Consider the following 24731-nt stretch of genomic DNA (forward strand, 5'->3'; position numbering starts at 1 on the left):
GCGGGGGCCGCGGCCGGAGCCTTGGCCTTCACCCACGCGTCGAACTCGGCCTGGCTGACGACCTTGATCTCGATCGGCATGAAGGCGTGGTCGATGCCGCAGAGCTCCGAGCACTGGCCGTAATAGGTGCCCACCTTCTCGGCCTTGAACCAGGTCTCGTTCAGGCGGCCCGGGATGGCGTCGATCTTCAGGCCGAAGGCCGGCAGGGCGAAGGCGTGGATCACGTCGGCGCCGGTGACCTGCACGCGGACCACCTGGTTGACCGGCACCACCATCGCCTCGCTGGCGGCCAGCCGGTACAGGCTGTGCGGCAGGCCCTTGGCGGCCACCTGCTCCTCGGTGAGCACGTTGGAGATGATCTCGGGGATCTTCTGGTCGGGGTACTCGTAGCCCCAGTACCACTGATAGCCCGTGGCCTTCACGGTCATGTAGGGCTTGGGCATGTCGTTGTAGCGGAAGAGCAGCTTGAACGAGAAGATCGCGATGATCATCAGGATCAGCACGGGCACCAGCGTCCAGATGATCTCGATCATGGTGTTGTGGCTGAACTTCGCGGGGACCGGATTGGCCTTGGCGTTGTAGCGCACGGCGATCCAGATGATCAGGCCCAGGACCAGCAGGGTGATGGCCGTGATGATCGGCAGCAGGATCCAGTTGTGGAACCAGATCGCGTCATGCTTCAGCACCGACGCGGCGGGCTGGAGGGCGATCCCCCCAGGCGTCGGCTGACCCAATAGATCCTCTGCGAAGGCTTGCCCCGCGAACGCCATCGTGGCGGCGGCGGCGCAAAGGCCAGCCCACTTCCGCCGCATCCCCTGGAATTGCTTCATTTCCCTCTCGGCCCGTTTCGGCGGCGTTCTAACGGGGTGACACTCCGTCTCCCGCCGCGCCGACTTGCACAATACGACCGGATACCGGGGTTCAAGCAATCGACTTTGCAACAAGTCGGAGCTCTCCCCATGGCGCCGATCGGTCGCAGGCGTGCATACGCGCATCAATCCCTGTTGCCAAGCACCCGAAACCACATGTGGAGCAGGGGAATCGCACCAGTTGCGAAGCATTCTCAATAACTTCGCCAAATCCATCCACACGACCGACAGGCGAATCACGCCGATCTCCGAACATTGATAACTTGTAATAACAGCTACCTTGCATCACACACTACCTGTCGGTACAAGGGTCCTACCAACAGGAACCGAGAGCCGTGCCTGAAGCCATCGAAACACAATTGAAGAAGGGCGTGCTGGCGCTGTGCGTGCTGGCCCTGCTGTCGAAGGCCGACAGCTACGCCTACGAGATCGCCAGCCAGCTGGCCCACGACATCGACATGGGAGAGGGGACCATCTACCCGCTGATGAGACGCCTGCAGTCCGACGGACTGGTCGAGACCTACCTGGTCGAGTCGACCAGCGGTCCGCCCCGCAAATACTACCGCCTGACCACCGCCGGCCGCGACAGCTTCGCCGCCCAGAAGGCCGAATGGGCCGCCTTCACCAAGGCCGTGGACGACATCCTGGGAGCCGCCGCATGACCCGCGCCGAATTCATCAGCCGCCTGAAGCGCGGCCTGGCCGGCCTGCCGGCCACCACCATCGCCGACGCGGTCGCCGACTACGACGCCCACTTCGACGACGCCGTCGCCGCCGGCCGCACCGAGGCCGAGACGGCCGCCGCCCTGGGCGATCCCGAACGCCTGGCCCGCGAGCTGCGCGCCGAAGCCGGCCTCAAGCGCTGGGAAGAGACCAAGAACCCGTCGGCCGCCGCCGGCGCCGTGTTCGCGGTGCTGGGCCTGGGCGCGATCGACATTCTTATCCTGCTGCCCATCCTGATGGGCGTGATCGGGGCGCTGTTCGGCTTCTTCATGGCCGGGATCGGCGTCTTCATCGCCGGGGGCTTCGTGTTCTCGGCCGGACCGTTCTTCAACCCGCCGGGCGGCCCCGCCGTCGCCATCCTGGGCGGCATCGGCCTGATGGCCGCGGCCACCGCCCTGACCGCCGTCACCGGCCTGGTCACGGTCGGCCTGGTCAACGTGCTGGTCTGGTACGGCCGCCTCCACTACCGGCTGCTGAAGCCGGCCATCGAACCGCAAGCCTGAGGTCGCGCCATGATCCGCAACCTGACCATCATCGCCGTCGCCAGCTTCGTCCTGGCCGTGGCGTGCCTTGGAACCGCCTTCGCCATCGGCGGCCGCCAGCTGATCCAGCAAGGCGGCTGGACCATCCCCGCCAACATCCACTTCAACGTCGAGGACGACGACGGCCGCGTCTCCGTCCATCGCAACGGCGAAGTGACGATCGAGGACAACGGTCCCAACACCACCCGCCAGATCGCCTGGACCGGCGGCGAGGCCCTGCGCATCGACCTGCCCGCCCGGGTGATCTTCACCCAGAGCGACAAGGCCGGCGTCACCGTCGAAGGCCCGCAAGGCCTGGTCCGCCGCGTGGTGCTGTCGGGCGACCGCCTGCACCTCGACGGCGACGGCAACGGCCGCGGCTTCACGATCACCGGCGACGGGGTGCGGCTGCTGGCCCACTCCGACGACCTGATCATCCGCGTCTCGGCCCCGTCGGTGAAGAGCTTCGTGCTCAACGGCTCGGGCGACCTGGACATCCAGTCCTACGACCAGCCGAGCCTGGCCCTGGCGCTGAACGGCAGCGGCGAGGTCTACGCCTCGGGCAAGACCAAGGCCGTCGACCTGCACATCGCCGGATCCGGCGAGGCCGAACTGAGCGCCCTGACCGTCGCCGACGCCAAGGTCGAGATCGCCGGCAGCGGCGAGGCCAAGCTCGGTCCGACGGGCGAGGCCGACGTCAGCATCGCCGGCAGCGGCGACGTCACCCTGACCGAGCGCCCGGCCCGCCTGTCCAAGTCGATCGCCGGCTCGGGCGAGGTCAACGAGGACTGGTGAACCCCTCCCCTCCGCCCCGCGACAGGATCGCGGGGCGGAGGGAGATGACGCGGGGCCTTCGAGCGCCTAACTTGTACGGATGACCGCTCCCCTCTCCGCCCCTTCCCTGCTGGACGCCGCCGGCGTCGATCCGCAACGCGCCCGCGCCATCCTGGGCGAGGCCCTGGCCGGGGCCGACGACGGCGAGCTCTTCCTCGAGCGGTCCGAGAGCGAGGCCTTCGTCTTCGACGACGGCCGGCTGAAGACCGCCTCCTATGACTCGGGCGAAGGCTTCGGCCTGCGCGTGGTGGCCGGCGAGACGGCCGGCTACGCCCACGCCTCGGAAATCTCCGAAGCCGCCATCGGCCGGGCCGCGGCCTCCGCCAGCCTCGCCAAGCGCGGCCACGCGGGCGTCTCGGCCGAAGGCCCGCGCTCGACCAACGAAAAGCTCTATGGCGAGGACGACCCGGTCTCCTCGCCCGCCTTCTCCGAGAAGGTGTCCCTGCTCCAGGAGATCGACGCCTTCGCCCGCCAGCGAGATCCCCGCGTCGCCCAGGTGATGGCCAGCCTGACCGGCGAGCGCCGGGTAGTCGAGATCCTGCGCGCCGACGGCAAGCTGATCCGCGACGTGCGCCCGCTGGTGCGCCTCAACGTCCAGGTCACGGTCGAGAAGGACGGCAAGCGCGAAGCCGGCTCGTCCGGCGCCGGCGGCCGCGCCGGCTTCGCCGCCTGGATCAGCCCCGACAAGTGGCAGGAGCAGGTCGACGAGGCCCTGCGCCAGGCGCTCGTGAACCTCGACGCCGTCGCCTGCCCGGCCGGCGAGATGGACGTGGTGCTCGGCCCCGGCTGGAACGGCGTGCTGCTGCACGAGGCCGTCGGCCACGGCCTGGAAGGCGACTTCAACCGCAAGGGCATCAGCGCCTTCTCGGGCCGCATCGGCGAACGCGTGGCCGCCAAGGGCGTCACCGTCTTCGACGACGGCTCGATCCCCGGCCGCCGCGGCTCGCTGACCATCGACGACGAAGGCACGCCGACCGAGCGCACCATCCTGATCGAGGACGGGATCCTCGTGGGCTACATGCACGACCGCATGTCGGCCCGGCTGATGGGCATGGCCGCCACCGGCAACGGCCGCCGCCAATCCTACGCCCACATGCCGATGCCGCGCATGACCAACACCGGCATGCTGGCGGGCGACCACGACCCGGCCGAGATGATCGCCTCGATGAAGAAGGGTCTCTACTGCGCCAATTTCGGCGGCGGCCAGGTCGACATCACCAACGGCAAGTTCGTCTTCCAGTGCACCGAGGCCTACCTCGTCGAGGACGGCAAGATCACCGCGCCGGTCAAGGGCGCCACCCTGATCGGCGACGGCCCCAGCGCCCTGACCCGGGTGACCATGATCGGCAACGACTTCGACTTCGATCCCGGCATCGGCGTCTGCGGCAAGGCCGGCCAGGGCGTGCCCGTGGGCGTGGGCCAGCCGTCCTTGAAGATCACCGGCCTGACCGTGGGCGGCACCAGCCTTTAAGTCCTTAGGGAGAGGGCGACCCTGTCGGCGATTTAATCCACCTGTCGCGCTTGTAACTTCACCCGCGCCTCGCTCGCGGCCCAGTCTGGCGCGGCCCAGTCTGGGCGCGTCAACGAGGCCGCCGCCCGCGATTACCGGTCCCCAATCCCAAGCGGATCAGAAGCGGCCACTGCGAAGGACCCCGGCGGAGCATGCCGGGGTCCTTTTTCGTTGGCGGCGAGCGCCTCAGCCGGCCTTGGCGGCGCGGCCGGCCCGCACGGCGGCGGCCAGGTCCTCGAGCACGCGCACCGACGTCTCCCAGTCGATGCAGGCGTCGGTGACCGACTGGCCGTAGGTCAGGGGCTTGCCGGGCACGATGTCCTGGCGGCCGGCGACGAGGTTGCTCTCGATCATCACGCCCATGATCGGCGAGGTCCCGGTCGCCACCTGGGCGGCGATGTCGGCGACGACGGCGGGCTGGTTCCCGTGGTTCTTGCCGCTGTTGGCGTGGCTGGCGTCGACCATGATCCTGGGCGGCAGGCCGGCCTTGACCAGGGCTTCAGCCACCGCCCCGACGCTGGCGGCGTCGTAGTTGGGCGTCTTGCCGCCGCGCAGCACCACGTGGCTGTCGGCGTTGCCGGTGGTGGTGGCGATGGCCGCGCGGCCCTCCTTGGTCACGGCCAGGAAATGGTGCGGCTGGGCGGCGGCGGTGACCGCGTCGATCGCCACCTTCACGTCGCCGTTGGTGCCGTTCTTGAAGCCGACCGGGCACGACAGGCCAGACGCCATCTCGCGGTGGATCTGGCTTTCGGTGGTGCGGGCGCCGATCGCGCCCCAGGCCACCAGGTCGGCGATGTACTGCGGGGTGGTGACGTCCAGGAACTCGCAGGCGGTCGGCAGGCCTTGGGCGCTGACGTCGAGCAGAACCCGCCGCGCCAGCCGCAGGCCCTCGTTGATCCGGAAGCCGCCGTCGAGATCAGGATCGTTGATCAGGCCCTTCCAGCCGACCGTCGTGCGCGGCTTCTCGAAATAGACCCGCATGATCACTTCCAGCTCGCCGGCATGCCGCTCGCGCTCGGCCGCCAGGCGCTGGGCGTAGTCGAGGGCGGCCTTGGGATCGTGGATCGAGCAGGGGCCGATCACCACCACCAGGCGGTCGTCGCGGCCGTGCAGCACCTCGTGCACCGCCTGGCGGGCGTCGCCGACGATCTCGGAGATCGACGAGGAGGCCGGCGCCTCGCCGATCACCTGGGCGGGCGGGCTGAGGGTCTGCAGGCGCGAGATCCGCAGGTCGTCGGTGGGGACGGGCAGCGAGACGAGACTGGCGGCGGTGGAAGAAGAAGGCATGGCGCGGTTCCTGGAAGATCGAGAAGAAGTTCGGAAGGTCCGGCGGCCATTAAAAAAGCCGCCCGGGAGACCCCTGGCGGCTGGTGAAAGGCGTTTTTGGCGGCCTGATCTCAGGCCAAACGATCCCCTCCCGGCGCCAGAGGCGTCGGATAGCTAAAATACCAAAACAGCTGTTGGCTGGCGGCGAGGATCATCCGGGCACCCTAGAGCCAAGTTTTCCGGGAGTCCACAGCCCAGGCTGGGCGCCCCTTAAACGCTGCGATAGGCGAGGCCTATTGGTCCACCACCTTGATGATCCGCTCCGACGACGGGCGGCCGGCCAGGCCCTTGCCCGAGGCGTAGGTGATGATCAGGGCGTCGTCCTTGACCGCCGCGCCGGGCTTGCGGCCCTCGGCCAGCAGCACGCGGCCGATGCGGTTCAGCAGGTTGCGGTCGCCGTTGCGGGCCATGCGCTCGAAGGCCTCGGCCGCGACATTGGCGCTTTCGGCCACCAGAACCGAGGTCTCGGGCCGGGCGTCCTGCACGGTCTCGAAGCTGACCTGGTGGCGCGCGGCGCGGCTGGCGCGGTCGGCGGCCTGGGCCATGCGCAGGAAGAGCGCGCTGGGCTTGATGAAGGCCGGCGGCTGGATGGTCGTGGCCCGGCCCATCAGGGCCGCGGCGGCGCCGGCCGGGCGGTCGGGCGTGAACAGGATCATGCCCCCCAGCTTGGTGGCGCGCAGCACCGGCTCGCCCAGCTCGTTCTTGTAGATCACGTCGCCGCGCGGCCCGGCGTGGGGCGACAGCACCCACACCTCGCTGCTGTTCTCGAACTTCAGCAGGGCGGTCGGCGTGGCGCGGTCGAGCACGAAGGCCCCGCCGCCTTCCGAGACGTAGCGGGCCACGGGCGGCGCCGGCGGCTTGCGGGCTTCCGCCGTGGCGCGGTCGCCGAACAGGGCGTCGCGCAGGCTGTGCTTGGACTGGGCGGCGGCGGGCGAGGCGCAGAACCCTGCTCCGATCAGGGTGAGCGCCAGCGCGGCCGCGCAGCCTCTCGGCCCCATCGTTTCCACCGTCGGTCGTATCATGGCGACGGTGATGGTCCCCGACTGGGGCGATTCTTGGACGTGGAGGCGGCGCTTCCTGGCAAGCGTCGCCATGCGACTTTTCTGCAACGCTTCCCTGGCGCCCGGCAATCGCCACGCGCCCCCTGAACATCCCGGTCGGCGCCTACAGACGCCGACCGGGACCGCGTGGTCAAGCCACAAGCCTTCCGGCCCGGGCGGAACGACCGTCAGGCGAGGTACTGGCCGCCGTTCAACGACAGGGTGGCGCCGGTCACGAAGCCCGCCCGCTCGCCGGCCAGGAACGACACCATGTCGGCGATCTCCTCGCCCTTGCCCAGGCGGCCGACGGGGATGGCGCCGATGATGCCGGCCAGCACCGTCTCGGGGACGGCGGCCACCATCTCGGTGTCGATATAGCCCGGGCAGATGACGTTGACGGTCACGCCCTTCTTGGCGTTCTCGAGCGCCAGGGCCTTGGTGAAGCCGATCAGCCCGGCCTTGGCGGCCGAATAGTTGGTCTGGCCGACCTGGCCCTTCTGGCCGTTGATCGAGCTGATGTTGACGATCCGGCCCCAGCCGCGCTCGCGCATGCCCTCGATCACCGGGCGGGTCATGTTGAAGGCCGAGTCCATGTTGACCCGGATCACTTCCGACCACTGCTCGTAGGTCATCTTGTGCAGGAAGCCGTCGCGGGTGATGCCGGCGTTGTTGACCAGCACGTCGATGGGGCCGAGTTCGGCGGTGACCTTGGCCACGGCGGCCTGGCAGTCTTCGAACGAGCCGACATTGCCCTTGACCACCGTCACGCCCAGTTCCTTGGCGCAGGCCTCGGCCGCCGCCTCGTTGCCGGAATAACCCGCCGCCACCTTCAGGCCGTCGGCGACCAGCCGCTCGCAGATCGCCCGGCCGATGCCCCGGGTGCCGCCGGTCACGAACGCAACTCTAGCCATTCAACGTTCCTCTCTCGATCCGGGCCTTGTTCGGCCACGTGGGGGATGGGTCGTGCAGGAAGCGTCACTGTGCCTGTGGGGCTCCGTAAAGGAAACGCCAATCGTCGGCATAGCGGGGATCACGGATCCCGATCGGATGATAGGGGTTAGGACCATCACCTTTGAAGCCCTCGGGTAGAGCTTCACTAAAGATTCTCACATGGGTTGTCGGAACGCCCAGCCGGCGATAGCTCTCCGCCAGCAGGTCGGCGGTGTTTTCGCGGCTGTTGTAGGCGGCGTACCAGCGCTCGGGCGGGGTCGCGCCCGGCCCGTCGATCCACGGCGCCAGCCGGCGGCCGGGCGTGGTGAAGTCCCACGGACTGGAGAACAGCACCACCCGCGCCACCGGCGTCTCGCGGGCGATCCAGGCGGCCATGCCCGCGCCCTGCGACAGGCCGCTGACGACGATGCGGCTCCAGTCGGGCGCGCCGTCCTTCAGATAGCCGCCCCAGCCCTGGCCGGGATGGTCCTTGTCGAGCCGCGCCAGCAGGGCCGCCAGCCGCCCCTCGATCGAGGCCGCGCGGCTGTTGCTCACGGCGCGCGAAGGCCCATCGCCGCGGATGCGCATGCGGCGGAAGTCCGACGAGCAGGCCGGATCGGGATCGCGCGGACACACCTGCACCACCGCCGGAATGTTGGCGTACTGCAGGCCGATCGTCGGATAGCCTTGGGCGGCGATGACCTTGAGCAAGGCCGACGCGCCTTCGGGCTTTCCGCTTGTGCCCGGCAGAAAGATCACGAGCGGCGTTCCCGGCGCGATATTGGCCGGGCGCAGGACCAGGTTGGGCTCGTCGAACTCGGCGATCGACGGATCGATCGCCGAGGACCTGAGGCTCCAGGCCTGGATCTCCGCCGCATCCGCCGCGGAGATCAGGGTAGCGGCTGCGAGGGCGCCAAGGAGCGCCCCCGCGATACGCTGGAACACGCGCGGGCCGAGCGTCAGACGGCCTCGATGCAGAGGGCCACGCCCATGCCGCCGCCGACGCACAGCGTCGCCAGGCCCTTCTTGCCGCCCGAGCGCTTCAGCTCGTGCACCAGGGTGGTGAGGATCCGCGCGCCCGAGGCGCCGATCGGGTGGCCGATGGCGATGGCGCCGCCGTTGACGTTGACCTTGGCCGGGTCGAGGCCCAGCTCGCGCACCACCGAGATCGACTGGGCGGCGAAGGCTTCGTTGCTCTCGATCAGGTCGAGGTCGGCGACGGTCCAGCCGGCCTTTTCCAGGGCCTTCTTGCTGGCCGGGATCGGGCCGGTGCCCATGATCTCCGGATCGACGCCGGCGTTGGCCCACGAGACGATCCGGGCCAGGGGCTTCAGACCGCGCTTCTCGGCTTCCTCGGCCGTGGTCAGCACCAGGGCCGCGGCGCCGTCATTGAGGCCCGAGGCGTTGGCGGCGGTCACCGAGCCGTCCTTGGCGAAGGCCGGCTTCAGGCCCGAGATGCTCTCCAGGGTCACGCCGTGGCGGATGTATTCGTCCTGGTCGACGACGATGTCGCCCTTGCGGCCCTTAATGGTCACGCCGACGATCTCGTCGGCGAACTTGCCGGACTTCTGGGCCGCCTCGGCCTTGTTCTGGCTGGCGACGGCGAACTTGTCCTGGTCTTCGCGGGTGATCTGCCAGCGGTTGGCGATGTTCTCGGCGGTCTGGCCCATGTGATAGCCGTGAAAAGCGTCCCACAGACCGTCCTTGATCATGGTGTCGACGAAGCCCAGGTCGCCCATCTTCTGGCCGGTGCGCAGGGCCTGAGCGTGCGGGGCCTGGCTCATGCTCTCCTGGCCGCCGACCACCACGATCTTGGCGTCGCCCGACAGGATCTGCTGGGCGCCCAGGGCCACCGCGCGCAGGCCAGACCCGCACAGCTGGTTCAGGCTCCAGGCCGGGCTCTCGACCGGAACGCCGGCCTTGACCGAGGCCTGGCGGGCGGGACCCTGGCCGGCGCCGGCCTGCAGCACCTGGCCCAGGATCACTTCGTCGACGTCGGCCGGAGTCAGGCCCGCCCGCTCGACCGCGGCGACGATGGCGGTCTTGCCCAGCTCGGAGGCCGGCAGGCTGGACAGCGCGCCGAGGAAGGAGCCCACCGGCGTGCGAGCGGCGGAGACGATGACGATGTCGGTCATTGGCTTTCGTTTTCCCGTGACTGTTCGGTGACGCCTTCGCAGGTGCGGCGCCCACACTTTTGCAGTGCAACAGCACCATGCCGAAACGAACGGCGTTCGTCACGAATACATTTTCACGTCATGATGCGCAGTCCAGCTATTCGCGGGACTGGCGCCATGCCTTTGCATTGGCGATAGTGCGATGCGAAAAGGCGGGCGACACCGCTGTCCCAGGGAACGAAATGTCCGAGAACCCCGAAAAAGGCGAAGCCGCCCCCGGCGCTGACAAAGCTGAAAAAGGGTCGGGCCAGCGCGTCGTCATCAAGAAGTACGCCAACCGCCGGCTCTACAACACCGCGTCCAGTTCCTACGTCACCCTCGAGCACCTGTCGGACATGGTGAAGGAGGGCGTCGACTTCGTCGTCTATGACGCCAAGTCCAACGACGACATCACCCGCTCGGTCCTGACCCAGATCATCTTCGAGGAAGAGAACCGCGGCGGCGGCCAGAACCTGCTGCCCATCCAGTTCCTGCGCCAGCTGATCGGCTTCTACGGCAACTCGATGCAGGCCTTCCTGCCCAGCTACCTGGAGATGTCGCTGGAAAGCTTCTCCAAGCAGCAGGAGCGCATGCGCCAGCAGTTCACCGGCCAGGGCCTGGCCGGCAAGGCCGCGGCGCCGGGCATGGCCATCTACGAAGAGCAGATCCGCCAGAACATGGCGCTGTTCGACCGGGCCATGAAGATGTTCTCGCCCTTCGCCTACAACCGCCCGGAAGACGGCGCGGCCGCCGAGGCCCCGCCGGCCCCGGCGCCGCAGCCGGCCCCGTCCGCGCCTAGCGAGGACAGCCTGGCCGACCTCAAGCGCCAGCTGGAAGCGATGCAGGAGCAGATCGCCAAGCTGGCGACCAAGCCGTAAATCCTGAACGGGCGTCAACCATGCCGGCGCATTCGTTCTTAACGGACGCGCCGCTAGGGTTACTCACCATGAACGGTCCGATCGATCCCATCCGACGTGCGGCCAACGCACGCCGGGCGCTGCCAGCGCCCCGGGACTCCGACCGCCGCGAGGCGGACGGGGAAGACGTGACTCATGTTCGCGAGGAAGAGGAAACGCCGGCCCCGCCGCCGCCTCCGCGGCGCGGGGCCTTCGCGACCTTCGCCGCCCACCTGATGGGCCAGCCCGGCCAGAAGCGCGGGCTGCGCGGTGGGCAGGAAGTGCTCGACAACGCCCGTTCGACCTATCTCGGCACGGAATATTCCGGCCCGGCCGACCGCCGTCCCAAGACGGGCCTGATCAAGAAGACCGAGATCTAACCGCCCAAGGCGGCCAGCCGGGCCTCCAGCGCCGCCACCCTCGCCTCCAGTTCCGCGATGCGTCGCGCGGCCGGATCGACCGGCGCCGCATGCGCCCCGATCCCGGCCCTTTGCGCGGCCTCCTCGCGCGAAACCCCCAGCATTTCGGCGAAAACCGCCACTTCGGCGGGGCTCAGCTCGCGCTGGTCCTTGAACGCCAGGTCCAGCGCCTCGGCGCTCAGGCCCGCCGCCACGGCCAGGGCGACGCGATCGAGCCCGCGCTCGGCCAGCCGCGCGTCATACCACCCAGGGTCGAAAAATAACGTCATGTGGAATTGTTAGCGCCGAAGGCCGGCTTGGCGCCAGTCTTGCTAGGTCGAGCCCTGAATCTTTCCGCAGAGCGCGCCGACCTATGCTGACCCTCCTGATCCGAGCCTTCGACGTCGCCGTCGTCACCCTGATCTTCACGGCCCTGACCTGACAACGTTTTCCTGACAACGCTTCCCTGCGACAAAAGCGCCGAGCGACGTTCATTCGCTTGATTGAAGGGGCGAGCGGGTTCAATTTCAGGACGTCGCGTTCACCCCCCACAACGCGACATGCGTACCGCCGGCCCGAGGTTGCCCCTAGTCCTCGGGCCGGTTCTACGTCCAGCCTCCAGCACATCGGCAGATTTTCGCTACCGTTTCACGGGAATCGTGCAGACGGACAGAAAGCGCCTACGCCGCTTCCAGCAGCATCATCGTGCCCTGGCCGCCGTCGGCGCAGATGCTGACGATGGCCTTCTCGCCCTTGCCGCGCGCGGCCAGTTCCTTGGTCGCCTGCGACAGGATCCGCGCGCCGGTGGCCCCGAACGGGTGGCCGATCGCCAGGCTGCCGCCGGTGGGGTTCATCCGCTCGCGGGGGAAGGCCCCGAGGTCGGCGGTGACGCCAGCCTTCTCGGCCAGGAACTTTCTGCTCTCCCAGGCGGCGATGTGCGACAGCACCTGAGCCGCGAAGGCCTCGTGGATCTCCCACAGCCCGATGTCGCCCAGCGTCAGGCCGTTGCGGGCCAGCATGCGCGGCACGCCGTAGGCCGGGGCCATCAGCAGGCCCTCGTTCCTCAGGTCGATGGCGGTGACCTCGTAGTCGAGGATCTTCACCCGCGGCGTCCGCTCGGGCAGGCGGGCCAGCCCCGCCTCCGAAGCCACCCAGATGCTGGAGGCGCCATCGGTCAGGGGCGAGGAATTGCCGGCCGTCAGCGTGCCCAGGCCGCTGGTCTTGTCGAAGGCCGGCTTCAGCTTGGCCAGCTTCTCCAGCGTGCTGTCCTTGCGCGGAATGGTGTCGCGTCGGGCCTCGCCGATGGGGATCACCAGGTCGTCGAAGAACCCGCTCTCCCAGGCGCGCACGGCGTTCTGGTGGCTGGCGAAGGCGATGGCGTCCTGGTCGGCGCGAGCCAGGCCCCACTCCTTGGCGGTGATCTCGGTGTGCTCGCCCATGGACAGGCCCGTGGTGCGATTGGCCACCTTGGGCACATAGAGCCGCGCGTCGGCCGCCTTGAACGCCGACAGCACGGCCAGCCGCCCCTTCAGGTCGCGGGCCTGCTGGAAGCGGCGGATCCAGTCCGACAGCCGCACCGAAAGCCCGATCTGCACCCGGCTCATCGCCTCGACCCCGCCGACCAGGGCCAGATCCCGGCCGCGCCCGTCGATCATGCCGGCGGCCTCGAGCACGCCGGCCATGCTGGTCGAGCAGGCCATGACGGTCGAGAAGGCCGGGATGGTCGGATCGGCCCCGGCGTCCAGCAGCACCTCGCGGGCGATGTTGCTCCAGGTCAGGTTGGGGATCACCGTGCCCCAGACGGCGAAGTCGGGACGCGCGCCCTTCTCCAGCATGGCCTTCACCACGGGCACGGAGAGGTCGATGGCGTCATGGGCGGCCAGGGCGCCGTCCACCTTGGCGAAGGGGGTGCGCAGGCCGGCGGCGAGCCAGAGGTTGGAAGCGGTCATGAACGGCGTCCGTAAGAGGGTCTGTTACCGATAGATAGGCGCGCGCGGACCGCCGCGCTTGTCGAAATCCGCCGCCCTCACCAATAGCGTTCCTCGGCCCAGGGATCGCCGCGATTGTGATAGCCGCGCTCCTCCCAGAAGCCCGGTTTGTCGGCGGCGACGAACTCGATCCGCTTCAGCCACTTGGCGCTTTTCCAGAAATAGAGGTGCGGCGCGACCAGCCGCACCGGCCCGCCGTGCTCGGCCGCGATCGGCGCGCCCTCCCAGCCGTGGGCCAGCAGCACGCCCTCGTGCAGAAAGTCTTCGAGGGTCAGGTTGGTGGTGTAGCCGTCGTACGAATGCAGCATCACGAACCGCGCCTCGTCCCTGGGCGCGACGGCGTCCGCCAGGTCGCGGGTCAGCACGCCCCGCCAGTGGTTGTCGTAGCGCGACCAGGTGGTGACGCAGTGGATGTCCGACACCGGCGTGCTCTGCGGCTGGGCCAGCAGGGCCTGGAAGTCCCAGGTGGCGGGGCGGGCGACGAGGCCGTCGATGCGCAGCCGCCAGTCGGCGGTCGGCAGATCCGGCTTGAGGCCCAGGTCCAGCACCGGCCAGTCGCGGGTCAGATGCTGGCCGGGCGGCAGGCGCTCGGCCTCGGGCCTTGCGGTGTGGCCGGTCAGGAACTTGCCGGCCCTGGCCCAGGCTTCCTTGCTGCGGGTGAGCTTGCTGTCTTCCGGCGGCTGGTCGTCGTCCATCTGGGCCTCCTGGGCAGGGAGGCTAACGCGGAGATCCGGTTCACGGCTTGAAGAAACGCCTCAGCGGTCGCCGAAATCGACGTCGCGACGGGCGGCCACGATGGTGACGATGAAGCCGGCCAGCACGTCGAGCAGCACCATCAGGGTGATCAGGAAGAACACCGAGGTGGCGAAGGCCGGCAGCAGCAGCAGTTGCACCAGGCAGACGATGAACAGCACCATCGACAGCGAGTGGTTGATGATCGCGATCTTGCGGCTGGTCGTCGACTTCAGCAGCTCGACGAACAGCACCACCAGCGAGGCGCCCAGCAAGAGGTCGCCCCAGCTGACGATCCAGTCGACCCGCGAGGCCATGTGGATGCGGAACAGCTGCTCGCCGAACCGATAGCTGGCCGCGTCGGACGAGAAGCCGCCGCCGACGGTCAGGGCCAGCAGATTGTAGATCAGCACCGGCAGGGCCAGCAGCGGAAAGGCGGCGAACATTGCGGTGAATTCCCCCGAGACGGCTTTCAGGGTTAACCGGTTTCGGGGCCGTGGTGAAGCCGGGGCCGCCTGTCGGGCGAGCGCCTTTCCGAACCCCTCTTCCATAGGGAGAGGGAGGGGCCCGCCGCGAAGCGGTGGGAGGGTGAGGGGTTTCACCGTCGGCCGGCAAATCCCCAACCCGTTCTGCCAGGGCTATAGAGTGTCGGCGCTCGTAAGGGCCGCGCCCCTTTCGGATGAGGTGTAACCTCTCACCCTCCCACGCCTTCGGCGCGGGCCCCTCCCTCTCTCTATGAGAGAGGGGTCATTCCCTACGCCTCGTCGACGCCCTGCGGATTGCGCGCCCGCGACTGCAGCCACATCACGCCGAACAGGTCGCTGATCGAGGCCTTCAGGCGGCCGAAGTTGGTGTATTTCGACACCCCGGTCTCGCGGTGACGGTGGTTCACCGGCTGGAAGGCGATCTCGTAGCCCTCGCGCAGCATCAGCGCGGGGATGTAGCGGTGGATGTGATCGAAGTACGGCAGGCGCAGGAAGGCCTCGCGGCGGAAGGCCTTCAGGCCGCAGCCGGTGTCGTTGGCGGTGTCCTTCAGCAGGCGCTTGCGCACGCCGTTGCCGAACTTGCTGGCGAAGCGCTTGGCGTTGCTGTCCTGGCGCTTGACCCGCTCGCCGCCCACCAAGGCGAGTTCGACCGGCGCCGCCTTCAGCGCCTTGGCCAGGCGCGGCGCATCGGCCGGGTCGTTCTGGCCGTCGCCGTCCATGGTGACCACGATCGGAGCGCGGGCCGCCAGGATGCCGCTGCGGATCGACCGGCTCTGGCCCGAGTTCTTGCGGTGGCCCAGCACCCGCAGTTGCGGGATCTCGACCTTCAGGGCGGTCAGCAGGGCCTTGGTGTCGTCGCGGCTGGCGTCGTCGACGAAGATCATCTCGTAGGACTCGCCGGCGAAGGCGGCCGCGATCTCGCGCGCCAGGGCCGGCGCCGCGCCGCCCTCGTCGAATACGGGCACGACGACGGAGAAATCGGGGATCGCGGCGGGATTGGAAGACGTCATGGCCGCTTTTACCGCAAAACTCGCGCCAGGAAAGGATCGTGCTATTCCATCGCTCATGAGCGCCAATACGAGCCCCAGCCCGACCGCCAGCATGAGCCTTGAATCCCGCCTCGACGCCTGGTCGCGCGGCTGGCGCGCGCCGGTCTTCGCCGCCCTGGTCGCCCTGATCGCCGGCCTGCCGGGCCTCTTCGCCATGCCGCCGCTCGACCGCGACGAGTCCCGCTTCACCCAGGCGACGGCCCAGATGCTGGAGACCGGCGACTATGTGAACATCCGGCTGCAGGACCAGCCCCGCAACAAGAAGCCGGTCGGCATCCACTGGCTGCAGGCCGCGGCGGTCTCGGCCGTCTCCGCGCCCGAGGACCGGGGCATCTGGGCCTACCGCATCCCCTCGCTGCTGGGCGCCATGCTGGCCGCCGCCGCCTGCGCCTGGGGCGCGGCCGCTTTCTTCGGCCCGCGCGAGAGCCTGCTGTCGGGCGCGATCCTGGGCGCGACCTTCCTGCTGTCGACCGAGGCGTTCATCGCCAAGACCGACGCCTCGCTCTGCGGCTTTACAACCTTGGCCATGGCCGGCCTGGCCAGGATCTACGCCGCGGGCCTGGCGGGCGAAAAGGCCGGCAAGGGTCCGAAACTGGCCTTCTGGATCGGCATGGCCATGGCCGCCCTGATCAAGGGCCCGGTCGGCCTGCTGGTCGTCATCCTCGCCATCCTCGCCCTGTGGGCCTGGGACCGGAAGGCCGGCTGGCTCAAGCAGCTGGGCTGGAGCTGGGGCCTGATCCTGTTCGCGGCCATCGTCCTGCCCTGGGCGACCATGATCACCGTCGCCACCGACGGCGCCTTCTGGGGCGCGGCGGTGGGCGGCGACCTCGCCCCCAAGCTGGCCGGCGGCCACGAGCGCCACGGCGGGATTTTCGGCTACTACGCCCTGCTCTCGCCGCTGCTGCTGTTCCCGGTCACCCTGCTGCTGCCCGCCGCCCTAGTCCTGGGCTGGACCGGCCGCAAGGAGCCGGGCGTGCGCTTCGCCTTGTGCTGGCTGATCCCGACCTGGCTGATGTTCGAGATCCTGCCGACCAAGCTGGCCCACTACACCCTGCCCGCCTTCGGAGCCCTGGCGATGCTGATGGCCGCGGCCCTGCGCAAGCCTCTGGGCCTGCCCTCACGGATCGTCGGCACGGTGCTGCTGGCCATCGCCGGCCTCGCCTTCGCCGCCGTCTGCGTCGTCGCCTGGAAGCAGTACGCCGCGCCCTCGGCCCTGCCGCTGGCCATCCTCGCCGCCCTGCTGTTCGTCGCGGCCGCCGTCGCCGGCGGCTGGCTGATCCTGCGCGAGCGCAAGGCCGCCCTGGCCCTGGTCACCGCCGGGGCCCTGGGCATCCTGGCCCACGGCGCCATGGCCGGCCTGCTGGCCCCGCGCCTGGACTCGCTGTGGCTGTCGCAGCGCCTGGCCCGCGCCCTGGAGAAGGCCGATCTGGCCCCCCGCGCCGGCGCGCCCGGTCCGGTGGCGGTGACCGGCTATTCCGAGCCCAGCATGGTCTTCCAGTTGGGCACCACCACTGAACTCACCGATGCGGAAGGCGCCGCCGACGCCGTCGACGAGGGCCGCCCGGCCGTGGTCGAGGGCCGCGAGGACGCCAAGTTCAAGGCCGCGCTGGCCGCCATGGGCCACGCCCCGCGCCCGGCCGGCGAGATCAAGGGTCTGAACTATTCCGACGGCGACGACGAGGTGCTGCGCATCTATCGCGGCGAGCCGCGCCGCCATGACGCACCGGAAGACGCCGTGAGCGGCGCCGAAGTGGAGGCCCAGCCATGAGCCGCTTCATCGAGATCGTCGAGGTCGGTCCCCGCGACGGCCTGCAGAACGAGAAGGCCATACTGTCGGTCGAGGAAAAGCTCGACCTGATCCGTCGCCTCGAAGCCGCCGGCGCCCGCCGCACCGAGGTGGTGTCGTTCGTCAATCCGAACCGCGTGCCGCAGATGGCCGGCGCCGAAGAGATCATGGACGCCCTGGGCGGCCCCGATCCCAAACGCTCGCGCATCGGCCTGGTGCTCAACATGCGCGGCTGGGAGCGCTGCGTCTCGACCGGCTGCGACGAGGCCAATGTCGTGGTCTGTGCGTCGGACGGCTTCGGCGTGAAGAACCAGGGCGCCACGGTCAACCAGCAGCTCGACACCCTGGCGGCCATCGTCGAGCGCCAGGCGATCGACGGCGGCCCGCCGATCACCGCCACCATCTCGGTGGCCTTCGGCTGCCCGTTCGACGGTGAGATTTCCGAAGACCAGGTCGTGGCCATCGCCCGCGAGGCGGCGGCCATGAACGTGCCCGAGATCGCCATCGCCGACACCATTGGCGTGGCGGATCCCTGGACCGTCCGCAGGCGCATCGAGGCCGTCCGCGCCGCGGCGCCCGACGCCCGCCTGCGCATGCACTTCCACGACACCCGCAACACGGGCCTGGCCAACGCCTTCGCCAGCGTCGAGGCCGGGATCGACGTGCTCGACGCCTCGGTCGGCGGCCTCGGCGGCTGCCCCTTCGCCCCGGCGGCGACCGGCAACATCGGCACCGAGGATCTGGTCTACATGCTGGAGCGGGCCGGGTTCGAGACGAGCTACGACCTCGCCGCCCTGATCGCCATCGGCCGCGACATCAGCGAACGCCTGGGCAAGGCCCCGGCGTCGTCGCTGGCGCGCGCGGGCGGGTTTCCAGGCTCGTTTTGACGGTGGCCAAGAAGGTGTTCGAGATCTGGTGGACCGATCTTGGCCGCATGATGCTGCCGGTCGATCCTCAGAGCGATCGATTGATCCAGGCCTACCCCGAAGCCACGCTAGTGCATGTGTTCACGGCTGAATCGAGCTTCGAGGCGTTTCAGAAGAACTACGACTTCAACGACTTCGGCGTGTGGGACCCGGGTCCGGAAGGAAGAAACGACCTTTTCACCGATGAGGAGGTCGCCGAACAGCAGCGCTACATGGCGACGCGATCGCTTCCGAACGGCCAGATCACGCCGCCCGCGACAGCGGGCTGAAAGACTTTAGGCAGCGAACCTTCCCAGGTCCTGCTTGCTCTCGACCAGGTCCAGCACGTCGCCCATGCGGAAGCCGGGATCCACCGGGTGCAGGGCGTCGTAGATCGAGCGGGCGAAGGCGAGATCGGCCGGGGTCTTCACGCGCCAGTCGAGGCTGGACCAGTCGCGCACGGCCCGCAGGTGAGCCTGGCGGAAGCGGCCCGGCTGGCTGCGGATGGCGGCGGTCGGCGAGATGCGGGCCAGCGGGTCGCGCTCCTCGGCGGCGGCGGTGCGCAGGGTCTGGGCGGCGATGACCTCGACCTCCAGCCCGGCCGGATAGGTGCGGTGCACGCGGTTGGAGGCGTAGTCGGCGCCGGTGCTCAGGGCCAGGCGGACCGTCTGGTCGATCAGGCCCGGATCGACGAAGGGCGCGTCGCCCTTCAGCCGGACGATGTGGCTGACCGGGCCGGCGGCCTCGGCGCAGCGGGCGATGCGATCCAGAATGTCGGCGCCGGCCCCGCGATAGACGGTGACGCCGCGCGACACCAGGAAACCGGCCAGCGCGTCGTCGGCGGCCTGGTCGCTGGTGGCGACGATGATCTTCGAAAGGGTACGCGCCTCGCGGATCCGCTCCAGCTGGCGCAGGATCATCGGCTGTCCCTGGAGGGTGGCCATCGCCTTGCCGGGCAGACGGCTGGAGCCCATGCGGGCCTGCAGGACAGCGAGGATCATCGGCTTTGCCTCCCTTCGAGGCGTCTTCTCGGTTCTTTCTTGAACCTTGAGCTTCGAGTCGGGTCCGCCGCTAGGCGACCCAACGTCGCGGGTCGAGGGCCACCGGGTCGTCGATGGCCATCTCGTCCCAGTCGAGGTCCGGCGGCGGGCTGGAAGCAGCCGCCACGACGGCGGAAAGCTCGGCGGCCGAGGTCACGCCCACGATCACGGCCGAAGCCTCGGGACGCGACAAAGCAAAGCCCAGGGCGGCCTGAAGCGGATCGGAACGGCCTTCGGCGATCATGCGGCGCACGCGCGACAGGCGGCCCGAGGCCCCCTTCAGCTGGGCCGGCACGCGGTCGGGCGGCAGGAACAGCAGGCCGTTGAGGAAGATCGAGCGCAGCTGCACCTCGATGCCCATGCCGGCGATGCGTTGCAGCGAGCCGTCGGCCAGCAGGCGCTGGTCGAGCAGGCTGGCCGGCGCCTGGATGATGTCGGGCTTGAAGCGGCGGGCCACGCCCACCGGATCGTCGGTGGCGTGGGCGGAGATGCCGATGTTGCGGAACAGGCCCTGCTCGCGCAGGCGGTGCAGGCGGTCCCACATGGCCGGGCCATGGGCGCCGAACAGTTCCGACGGCGACTGGACGATGATGGCGTCGGCGCGTTCCAGGCCCATGCGGCGCAGCGAGGCGCGGGCCTCGGCCTCGACGAAGTCGGGACCGCGGTCGGCGCGGGCGGCCGCCATGGTGACGCGGCACGAGACCGGACGCGGGATCAGGTCGCCGAGCACGGACTCCGAACGGCCATAGACGCCCGAGACGTCCAGCACCGACAGGCGGGCGCGCGCGGCGATGTTCAGGATGTCACGCGCCTCGATCTCGGGGGAACGCGAACGCGGCGACGCGTTCATGCCGTCCAGTCCGAACTGGGCGGCGGCGAGACCGAGCTTGGAGACGGTGAGCGACATGAAAATCCGCGTCGGGTGAGCACCAATGTCGGGCAGCGTACGCGCCAAGGTTTGAAGAAGGCGTTTCTGGAAACTTGCCGAGGGGTTAAGATCGGGCCGATGGACCTTACCGATCCCGCCGTCCTTTCCGGCTCCGAATGGCCCATGCACGGCCTGGCCGACGACATCCGGCCGGCCCTGGAAAAGGCCCTGGCGGAAGGGCCGGCGGTCCTGGCCACCATCATCGCCCTGGAAGGCGGCGGGCCGCGCCCGGTCGGCACGCAGATGCTTTTCGCGCAAGGTTTTGCGAGCGGCTTCCTGTCGGGCGGCTGCATCGAGGGCGACGTCGAGATCCACGCCCGCGCGGTGCTGGAAACCGGCGCGCCCCGGCGCCTGGTCTATGGCGAGGGCAGCCCCTGGCCGGACATCCGCCTGCTGTGCGGGGCGCGCATCGAAATCCTTGTCGAGCGCCTAGACATTGACGACGCGGCCGCGCGCGACCTTTTGACTCATGCAACCGAAAGGCGGCCGGCGGTCTGGGTCAGCGACGGCGTCCGGCGCCTCTGCGCGACAAAAGAGGCCGCGCCGGCCCCTTGGCCCAGCGCCTTCGGCCGGGGGTTCGATCCCGTTCCACGCCTGGTGGTGATCGGCGGCGACCCGACCGCCCTGGCCCTGGCGAGCCTCGGCGCCCAGGCCGGGTTCGAGACGACGCTGGTCCGCCCCAAGGGACCGCTAGAGCCGCCGCCCCTGGCCGGCGTCGCCTACAGCCGCGCCGCGCCGGGCGAGGCCCTGGCCGCGATCGGCCTGGATCCCTGGACGGCGGTGGCGGTGTGCGGCCACGACCTGGTCCTGGACCACGAGGCCCTGCTGGCCGCCCTGCCCTCGCCCGCCTCCTATGTCGGCCTGCTGGGCGCCCGGCGGCGGCTGGCCGAACGGATCGCGGCGTTGCGTGCGGAGGGTTTGACCGAGCGGGATCTGGCCAAGCTGCGCGCGCCCATTGGCCTGGATCTCGGCGGCAAGGCCCCGTTCGAGGTGGCGATCGCGGTCATCGGCGAGATCATCGCGGCGCGCCATGGACAGCCGGCGCTGGAGAGAAGGGCGCACGCCGAAACGCTTTCAATATAGCCGTCATCCCGGCCGGAGCGCGCAGCGCGGAGAGCCGGGACCCAGGGGCGAGCGACGAAGCGCTGACCGCCGCGAAGGCGCCAGCCTCACCACCGAGCCCAGTCTCCTGGGTCCCGGCTCTACGCTTCGCTTCGGCCGGGATGACGAACTTTGGAGTCCGGGAGAAGGATCAGGCCTTCCAATCCCCCGACTTCCCCCCCGTCTTCTCGACCAGCCGCACGGCCTCGATGACCATGCCCTTCTCGGCGGCCTTGAGCATGTCGTAGATCGTCAGGCAGGCCACCGACACGGCGGTCAGGGCCTCCATCTCGACCCCGGTCGGACCGGTGGTCTTGACGCGAGCGGTGACGGCAAGCCCGCCCTCGCCCGGCTCGACCTCGACCACCACCTTCGAAAGCGCCAGCGGGTGGCACAGGGGGATCAGATCGGACGTCTTCTTGGCGGCCATCACCCCGGCCAGTTCGGCCACGGCGCGGACGTCGCCCTTGCGGCCGGTTCCCGACACGGCCAGCGCCAGGGTCTCGGCGCTCATCCGCACGAAGCCCTCCGCCACCGCCTCGCGCACCGTCGAGGCCTTGTCGGAGACGTCGACCATGCGGGCCCGGCCCTGGTCGTCGATGTGGGTCAGCTTGCTCACTTTGCGAGGCGCCCTATCGTTCCAGAAGCCGGGGCATCAGCTCGACCATGTTGCAGGGCTTGTGGCGGCTGTCGAGCTGCGGGCCGATGACCTTGTCCCAGCCGTCCTTCACCGCCCCGTTCGAGCCGGGCAGGCAGAACACGAACACCCCGTCGATCAGCCCGGCCGTGGCCCGCGACTGCAGGGTCGAGAGCCCCACCGTGGCGTAGGACACCAGGTGGAAAACCACCGCGAACCCGTCGATGACCTTGTCGAACAGCGGCTGCAGCGCCTCGACGGTCACGTCGCGGCCGGTCAGGCCCGTGCCGCCGGTGGAGACCACCGCATCGACCTCTCCGCTCGCGATCCAGCCCCGCACGGTGGCGCGGATCTTCTCGATGTCGTCGCGCACCACCGCCCGGCCGGCGAAGTCGTGGCCGGCGGCCTTGACCCGCTCGATCAGGATGTCGCCCGAGGTGTCGGTGCTTTCGTCGCGGGTGTCGGAGACGGTGAGGATCGCCACCCGCACCGGCTTGAACGGCAGCTCCGGCTTGATCCCGCCGCCCGGGGTGAGGCCTGCCGACATTCTGAAAGCTCCCGCTCTAATCCCAACGCTCGGCGTCGGTCCTATCCTGCGCCGTCGGCTCGATCCAGCGGGCGCCGTCCGGACCGTGCTCCTTCTTCCAGAACGGCGCCCGGCTCTTGAGCCAGTCCATCAGGAAGTCGCACGCCTCGAAGGCGGCCCGGCGGTGTTTCGACGCCGTCGCCACGAACACCACCGCCTCGCCCGGCGCGATCCGGCCCACCCGATGGACGATCCGCCAGTCCTGCAAGCCGAACCGTCCGGCCGCCTCGACCGCGAACGCCGCGATCGCGTTTTCGGTGAAGCCCGGATAGGCCTCCAGCTCCAGGATCGACGCATTCCCGCCCTCGGCGCGAGCCAGACCGACGAAGCTGGCCACCGCGCCTGTCTCGTCGCGACCCTTGCAGAAGTCGGTCAGCAGCGCCCCGGGCTCGAACGGCGCCTCGGTCAGGGTGATCATCCGCCGCTCATCGGCGGCAGGAAGGCGACCTCGGTCGAGCCGATCAGAGCCGCCTCGCCCCGCACCAGCGCCTTGTCGACCGCCACCTGCACGCCGGGACCGGCCAGGGCCTCGGCGAGACCCGCGTCGTCATTGGCGATGGAAGCGCGCAGGGCGGAAAGGCTTTCCGCCGCGACCTCGCGCTCGCGCCAGCCGGCCTGGTCGGCCAGGCGCCCGAACAGCAGCACGCGGGCCATGGCCTAGCCTCCGGTCGTCGACATGTGGCGGGCCACGGCCGGCCGTGGCGCGTCGACCTGGAAGTCGTGGCCCTTGGGCTTGGACCCGATCGCCGCGTGGATCGCCGCGACCAGTTCACCGTCGGTGGCCCCGCCGCGCAGCACGGCCCGCAGGTCGCTGGCGTCGTCGCGGCCAAGGCAGGTGTGCAGGGTGCCCGTGCAGGTCAGGCGCACCCGATTGCAGGTGTCGCAGAAATTGTGGCTCAGCGGGGTGATGAAGCCCAGCCGCCCGCCGGTCTCCTCGACCTTGGCGTAGCGGGCCGGACCGCCGGTCGCATAGGCCTGGTCGGTCAGGGTCCAGTAGGACGACAGCTCGCGCCGGACATCCCTGAGCGACAGGAACTGGTCGGTGCGGTCCTCGTCGATCTCGCCCAGGGGCATAGTCTCGATCAGCGTCATGTCGCAGCCGCGATCGTGCGCCCACTGGATCAGGGCCGGCAGTTCGGCGGCGTTGTCGCGCTTCAGCGCCACCGCGTTGATCTTGACCTGGAGGCCGGCCGCCAGGGCCGCGTCGATCCCGCCGATCACCTTGGCCACGTCGCCGCCGCGCGTCAGCCGGCGGAAGAGATCCGGCTTGAGCGTGTCGAGCGAGACGTTGATCCGCTTCACCCCCGCCGCCGCCAGACGCTCGGCGTACTGGGCCAGCTGGGTGCCGTTGGTGGTCAGGGTCAGTTCGTCCAGCGCGCCGGTCTTCAGGTGGCGCGACAGGCTTTCGACCAGCTCCATGATCCCCTTGCGCACCAGCGGCTCGCCGCCGGTCAGCCGCAGCTTTCGCACGCCCAGGCCGACGAAGGTCGAGGCCAGACGGTCCAGTTCCTCGAGCGTCAGCACCTCCGCCTTGGGCAGGAAGGTCATGTGCTCGGCCATGCAATAGACGCAGCGCAGGTCGCAGCGGTCGGTCACCGACACGCGCAGATAGCTCACCGCCCGGCCAAAGCCGTCGATCAGGCGGGGGGTGTCGTCAGGGGACGTCATATCCGCGATAGAATAGGCGTCTCGGAGCCTGGCGGAAAGGGAACTGATGCGGCTGGAGGCGATCGTGCTGGCGGCGGGGGCGGCCTCGCGGTTCGGCGGCGGCAAGCTGCTGGCCGATTATCGCGGCCGGCCGCTGCTGGATCACGCGCTGGATACGGCCCTGGCCGCGCCGGCGCGCGGGGTCACGGTCGTGCTGCGTCCCGGCGATACGGCCGCCCTGGCCCTGGTCGAGGCCCGGGCCGAGCCCCGCCTGCGACCCTTGGCCGCGCCCGAAGCTGACGAGGGGCTCGGGGCCTCGCTGCGCACGGCGATCCTGGCCCTGCCGGCCGACGCCGAGGCGGCGCTGGTGCTGCTGGGCGACATGCCGCGCGTGCCCCACGACCTGGCGGCCGACCTGGTCCAGGCCCTGAGCGCCGGCCCTGGCATCGCCGCTCCCGTCCACGCCGGCCGTCGCGGCCACCCGGTGCTGTTCGCCCGCCGCTGGTTTCAGGATCTCGCCGCCCTGGCCGGCGATCGCGGCGCGCAGGGCGTGCTGACCAAGGCCGGCGACGCCATCGCCCTGGTCGAGACCGACGACCCCGGCGTGCTGTTCGACGTCGACCGGCGCGAAGACCTGGAGCGGTAGGC

Annotated in this window: 30 protein-coding genes; 11 read left to right on the forward strand and 19 right to left on the reverse strand. The window is 69.7% G+C overall.

Annotated features, from left to right (window positions below; genetic code table 11):
- Positions 1-830: cytochrome c oxidase subunit II (gene coxB, locus AC2YHT_RS12185; RefSeq protein WP_487290052.1), on the reverse strand; the 830-nt coding region annotated here is incomplete at its 3' end.
- A 374-nt stretch (positions 831-1204) separates the two neighbouring features.
- On the opposite strand from coxB, the gene AC2YHT_RS12190 reads away from it, so the two are divergent.
- From AC2YHT_RS12190 to tldD, 4 genes are all read left to right on the forward strand, one after another.
- Positions 1205-1531, forward strand: coding sequence for a PadR family transcriptional regulator (locus tag AC2YHT_RS12190; protein WP_110121359.1), 327 nt, complete (start codon positions 1205-1207; stop codon positions 1529-1531).
- Positions 1528-2094: a DUF1700 domain-containing protein gene (locus AC2YHT_RS12195; protein WP_487290053.1), complete on the forward strand. Its 567-nt coding sequence runs from the start codon at positions 1528-1530 to the stop codon at positions 2092-2094. The genes AC2YHT_RS12190 and AC2YHT_RS12195 overlap by 4 nt, the downstream gene beginning before the upstream one ends.
- 9 nt (positions 2095-2103) lie before the next feature.
- The gene (locus AC2YHT_RS12200; protein WP_487290054.1) at positions 2104-2907 is read left to right on the forward strand and encodes a GIN domain-containing protein; all 804 of its coding nucleotides are present in this window, start codon (positions 2104-2106) and stop codon (positions 2905-2907) included.
- A gap of 79 nt (positions 2908-2986) precedes the next feature.
- Positions 2987-4417, forward strand: coding sequence for a metalloprotease TldD (tldD, locus tag AC2YHT_RS12205; protein ID WP_487290055.1), 1431 nt, complete (start codon positions 2987-2989; stop codon positions 4415-4417).
- Positions 4418-4642: 225 nt separating this feature from the next.
- On the opposite strand, the gene AC2YHT_RS12210 is transcribed toward tldD, so the two are convergent.
- The 6 genes from AC2YHT_RS12210 to AC2YHT_RS12235 form a co-directional block, all read right to left on the reverse strand.
- Entirely contained in the window at positions 4643-5743 is a 1101-nt protein-coding gene (locus AC2YHT_RS12210; RefSeq protein ID WP_487290056.1) for a 3-deoxy-7-phosphoheptulonate synthase, read from the reverse strand.
- 110 nt (positions 5744-5853) lie between these two features.
- Complete coding sequence (locus tag AC2YHT_RS12215) at positions 5854-5937, reverse strand: hypothetical protein (RefSeq protein ID WP_101711352.1); 84 nt, start codon at positions 5935-5937, stop codon at positions 5854-5856.
- A 78-nt stretch (positions 5938-6015) separates the two neighbouring features.
- Positions 6016-6780 carry a DUF4908 domain-containing protein gene (locus tag AC2YHT_RS12220; protein ID WP_487290057.1) on the reverse strand — a complete coding sequence of 255 codons (765 nt, stop codon included), beginning with the start codon at positions 6778-6780 and terminating at the stop codon, positions 6016-6018.
- Positions 6781-7010: 230 nt separating this feature from the next.
- Positions 7011-7733: an acetoacetyl-CoA reductase gene (gene phbB, locus AC2YHT_RS12225; protein WP_487290058.1), complete on the reverse strand. Its 723-nt coding sequence runs from the start codon at positions 7731-7733 to the stop codon at positions 7011-7013.
- Positions 7734-7797: 64 nt separating this feature from the next.
- The gene (locus AC2YHT_RS12230) at positions 7798-8697 is read right to left on the reverse strand and encodes a BPSS1187 family protein (RefSeq protein ID WP_487290059.1); all 900 of its coding nucleotides are present in this window, start codon (positions 8695-8697) and stop codon (positions 7798-7800) included.
- A gap of 14 nt (positions 8698-8711) precedes the next feature.
- The gene (locus AC2YHT_RS12235; protein ID WP_487290060.1) at positions 8712-9887 is read right to left on the reverse strand and encodes an acetyl-CoA C-acetyltransferase; all 1176 of its coding nucleotides are present in this window, start codon (positions 9885-9887) and stop codon (positions 8712-8714) included.
- A gap of 221 nt (positions 9888-10108) precedes the next feature.
- On the opposite strand from AC2YHT_RS12235, the gene phaR reads away from it, so the two are divergent.
- Both phaR and AC2YHT_RS12245 read left to right on the forward strand, forming a co-directional pair.
- Positions 10109-10783, forward strand: a complete 675-nt coding sequence (gene phaR, locus AC2YHT_RS12240; RefSeq protein ID WP_487290061.1) for a polyhydroxyalkanoate synthesis repressor PhaR — start codon at positions 10109-10111, stop codon at positions 10781-10783.
- 68 nt (positions 10784-10851) lie between these two features.
- Positions 10852-11181, forward strand: a complete 330-nt coding sequence (locus AC2YHT_RS12245; protein ID WP_487290062.1) for a hypothetical protein — start codon at positions 10852-10854, stop codon at positions 11179-11181.
- Here AC2YHT_RS12245 and AC2YHT_RS12250 read toward each other — a convergent pair.
- From AC2YHT_RS12250 to AC2YHT_RS12270, 5 genes are all read right to left on the reverse strand, one after another.
- Positions 11178-11489 (reverse strand): DNA-binding protein, encoded by a 312-nt coding sequence (locus AC2YHT_RS12250; RefSeq protein WP_487290063.1) that lies wholly within the window; start codon positions 11487-11489, stop codon positions 11178-11180. The two genes, AC2YHT_RS12245 and AC2YHT_RS12250, sit on opposite strands and share 4 nt — an antisense overlap.
- A gap of 390 nt (positions 11490-11879) precedes the next feature.
- A complete protein-coding gene (locus AC2YHT_RS12255) occupies positions 11880-13148 on the reverse strand; it encodes an acetyl-CoA C-acyltransferase (RefSeq protein WP_487290064.1) in 1269 nt (422 codons plus the stop codon).
- Between the two features lie 77 nt (positions 13149-13225).
- Positions 13226-13882 carry a sulfite oxidase-like oxidoreductase gene (locus AC2YHT_RS12260; protein WP_487290065.1) on the reverse strand — a complete coding sequence of 219 codons (657 nt, stop codon included), beginning with the start codon at positions 13880-13882 and terminating at the stop codon, positions 13226-13228.
- 60 nt (positions 13883-13942) lie between these two features.
- Positions 13943-14365 carry a hypothetical protein gene (locus AC2YHT_RS12265; RefSeq protein WP_110120940.1) on the reverse strand — a complete coding sequence of 141 codons (423 nt, stop codon included), beginning with the start codon at positions 14363-14365 and terminating at the stop codon, positions 13943-13945.
- A 308-nt stretch (positions 14366-14673) separates the two neighbouring features.
- Entirely contained in the window at positions 14674-15414 is a 741-nt protein-coding gene (locus AC2YHT_RS12270) for a glycosyltransferase family 2 protein (protein ID WP_487290066.1), read from the reverse strand.
- A gap of 91 nt (positions 15415-15505) precedes the next feature.
- Between AC2YHT_RS12270 and AC2YHT_RS12275 the strand changes: the two genes are divergently transcribed.
- From AC2YHT_RS12275 to AC2YHT_RS12285, 3 genes are read left to right on the forward strand one after another with little or no spacing between them, the layout of a single operon-like run.
- Entirely contained in the window at positions 15506-17221 is a 1716-nt protein-coding gene (locus AC2YHT_RS12275; RefSeq protein ID WP_487290067.1) for an ArnT family glycosyltransferase, read from the forward strand.
- Positions 17218-18126 (forward strand): hydroxymethylglutaryl-CoA lyase, encoded by a 909-nt coding sequence (locus AC2YHT_RS12280; protein WP_487290068.1) that lies wholly within the window; start codon positions 17218-17220, stop codon positions 18124-18126. The genes AC2YHT_RS12275 and AC2YHT_RS12280 overlap by 4 nt, the downstream gene beginning before the upstream one ends.
- A 2-nt stretch (positions 18127-18128) precedes the next feature.
- Complete coding sequence (locus AC2YHT_RS12285) at positions 18129-18434, forward strand: hypothetical protein (RefSeq protein ID WP_487290069.1); 306 nt, start codon at positions 18129-18131, stop codon at positions 18432-18434.
- Between the two features lie 6 nt (positions 18435-18440).
- Here the strand turns inward: AC2YHT_RS12285 and AC2YHT_RS12290 are convergent, their stop codons facing one another.
- Positions 18441-19145 carry a glycosyltransferase family protein gene (locus AC2YHT_RS12290; protein ID WP_487290070.1) on the reverse strand — a complete coding sequence of 235 codons (705 nt, stop codon included), beginning with the start codon at positions 19143-19145 and terminating at the stop codon, positions 18441-18443.
- Positions 19146-19215: 70 nt separating this feature from the next.
- Positions 19216-20091 (reverse strand): bifunctional regulator KidO, encoded by an 876-nt coding sequence (locus tag AC2YHT_RS12295; protein ID WP_110120936.1) that lies wholly within the window; start codon positions 20089-20091, stop codon positions 19216-19218.
- Positions 20092-20190: 99 nt separating this feature from the next.
- Between AC2YHT_RS12295 and AC2YHT_RS12300 the strand changes: the two genes are divergently transcribed.
- Entirely contained in the window at positions 20191-21195 is a 1005-nt protein-coding gene (locus tag AC2YHT_RS12300; protein WP_487290071.1) for an XdhC family protein, read from the forward strand.
- 169 nt (positions 21196-21364) lie between these two features.
- On the opposite strand, the gene moaC is transcribed toward AC2YHT_RS12300, so the two are convergent.
- The 5 genes from moaC to moaA are packed head-to-tail and all read right to left on the reverse strand — an operon-like array spanning position 21365 to position 24104.
- The gene (gene moaC / locus AC2YHT_RS12305) at positions 21365-21832 is read right to left on the reverse strand and encodes a cyclic pyranopterin monophosphate synthase MoaC (protein WP_487290072.1); all 468 of its coding nucleotides are present in this window, start codon (positions 21830-21832) and stop codon (positions 21365-21367) included.
- A 13-nt stretch (positions 21833-21845) separates the two neighbouring features.
- Entirely contained in the window at positions 21846-22397 is a 552-nt protein-coding gene (gene moaB / locus AC2YHT_RS12310) for a molybdenum cofactor biosynthesis protein B (protein WP_487290073.1), read from the reverse strand.
- A gap of 16 nt (positions 22398-22413) precedes the next feature.
- Entirely contained in the window at positions 22414-22854 is a 441-nt protein-coding gene (locus tag AC2YHT_RS12315) for a molybdenum cofactor biosynthesis protein MoaE (RefSeq protein WP_487290074.1), read from the reverse strand.
- Positions 22851-23090, reverse strand: coding sequence for a MoaD/ThiS family protein (locus AC2YHT_RS12320; protein ID WP_487290075.1), 240 nt, complete (start codon positions 23088-23090; stop codon positions 22851-22853). Before AC2YHT_RS12320 ends, AC2YHT_RS12315 begins: the two co-directional genes overlap by 4 nt.
- Positions 23091-23093: 3 nt before the next feature.
- Positions 23094-24104 (reverse strand): GTP 3',8-cyclase MoaA, encoded by a 1011-nt coding sequence (moaA, locus tag AC2YHT_RS12325; RefSeq protein WP_487290076.1) that lies wholly within the window; start codon positions 24102-24104, stop codon positions 23094-23096.
- 46 nt (positions 24105-24150) lie between these two features.
- Here moaA and AC2YHT_RS12330 point away from each other — a divergent pair, with 46 nt between their 5' ends.
- Positions 24151-24729, forward strand: coding sequence for a nucleotidyltransferase family protein (locus tag AC2YHT_RS12330; protein ID WP_487290077.1), 579 nt, complete (start codon positions 24151-24153; stop codon positions 24727-24729).
- Positions 24730-24731 lie beyond the last annotated feature (2 nt).

The sequence above is a fragment of the Caulobacter sp. SRI_008 genome, from assembly GCF_057586355.1.

Coding starts and splice junctions, on each gene's coding strand:
- moaB (WP_487290073.1), bottom strand. CDS start 22,397: ATGTCGGCAGGCCTCACCCCGGGCGGCGGGATCAAGCCGGAGCTGCCG.
- AC2YHT_RS12290 (WP_487290070.1), bottom strand. CDS start 19,145: ATGATCCTCGCTGTCCTGCAGGCCCGCATGGGCTCCAGCCGTCTGCCC.
- AC2YHT_RS12200 (WP_487290054.1), top strand. CDS start 2,104: ATGATCCGCAACCTGACCATCATCGCCGTCGCCAGCTTCGTCCTGGCC.
- phbB (WP_487290058.1), bottom strand. CDS start 7,733: ATGGCTAGAGTTGCGTTCGTGACCGGCGGCACCCGGGGCATCGGCCGG.
- AC2YHT_RS12245 (WP_487290062.1), top strand. CDS start 10,852: ATGAACGGTCCGATCGATCCCATCCGACGTGCGGCCAACGCACGCCGG.
- AC2YHT_RS12215 (WP_101711352.1), bottom strand. CDS start 5,937: ATGATCCTCGCCGCCAGCCAACAGCTGTTTTGGTATTTTAGCTATCCG.
- phaR (WP_487290061.1), top strand. CDS start 10,109: ATGTCCGAGAACCCCGAAAAAGGCGAAGCCGCCCCCGGCGCTGACAAA.
- AC2YHT_RS12255 (WP_487290064.1), bottom strand. CDS start 13,148: ATGACCGCTTCCAACCTCTGGCTCGCCGCCGGCCTGCGCACCCCCTTC.
- AC2YHT_RS12275 (WP_487290067.1), top strand. CDS start 15,506: ATGAGCCTTGAATCCCGCCTCGACGCCTGGTCGCGCGGCTGGCGCGCG.
- AC2YHT_RS12320 (WP_487290075.1), bottom strand. CDS start 23,090: ATGGCCCGCGTGCTGCTGTTCGGGCGCCTGGCCGACCAGGCCGGCTGG.
- AC2YHT_RS12270 (WP_487290066.1), bottom strand. CDS start 15,414: ATGACGTCTTCCAATCCCGCCGCGATCCCCGATTTCTCCGTCGTCGTG.
- AC2YHT_RS12250 (WP_487290063.1), bottom strand. CDS start 11,489: ATGACGTTATTTTTCGACCCTGGGTGGTATGACGCGCGGCTGGCCGAG.
- AC2YHT_RS12220 (WP_487290057.1), bottom strand. CDS start 6,780: ATGGGGCCGAGAGGCTGCGCGGCCGCGCTGGCGCTCACCCTGATCGGA.
- AC2YHT_RS12195 (WP_487290053.1), top strand. CDS start 1,528: ATGACCCGCGCCGAATTCATCAGCCGCCTGAAGCGCGGCCTGGCCGGC.
- AC2YHT_RS12295 (WP_110120936.1), bottom strand. CDS start 20,091: ATGTCGCTCACCGTCTCCAAGCTCGGTCTCGCCGCCGCCCAGTTCGGA.
- AC2YHT_RS12265 (WP_110120940.1), bottom strand. CDS start 14,365: ATGTTCGCCGCCTTTCCGCTGCTGGCCCTGCCGGTGCTGATCTACAAT.
- AC2YHT_RS12280 (WP_487290068.1), top strand. CDS start 17,218: ATGAGCCGCTTCATCGAGATCGTCGAGGTCGGTCCCCGCGACGGCCTG.
- tldD (WP_487290055.1), top strand. CDS start 2,987: ATGACCGCTCCCCTCTCCGCCCCTTCCCTGCTGGACGCCGCCGGCGTC.
- AC2YHT_RS12330 (WP_487290077.1), top strand. CDS start 24,151: ATGCGGCTGGAGGCGATCGTGCTGGCGGCGGGGGCGGCCTCGCGGTTC.
- AC2YHT_RS12300 (WP_487290071.1), top strand. CDS start 20,191: ATGGACCTTACCGATCCCGCCGTCCTTTCCGGCTCCGAATGGCCCATG.
- AC2YHT_RS12315 (WP_487290074.1), bottom strand. CDS start 22,854: ATGATCACCCTGACCGAGGCGCCGTTCGAGCCCGGGGCGCTGCTGACC.
- AC2YHT_RS12235 (WP_487290060.1), bottom strand. CDS start 9,887: ATGACCGACATCGTCATCGTCTCCGCCGCTCGCACGCCGGTGGGCTCC.
- AC2YHT_RS12260 (WP_487290065.1), bottom strand. CDS start 13,882: ATGGACGACGACCAGCCGCCGGAAGACAGCAAGCTCACCCGCAGCAAG.
- moaA (WP_487290076.1), bottom strand. CDS start 24,104: ATGACGTCCCCTGACGACACCCCCCGCCTGATCGACGGCTTTGGCCGG.
- AC2YHT_RS12210 (WP_487290056.1), bottom strand. CDS start 5,743: ATGCCTTCTTCTTCCACCGCCGCCAGTCTCGTCTCGCTGCCCGTCCCC.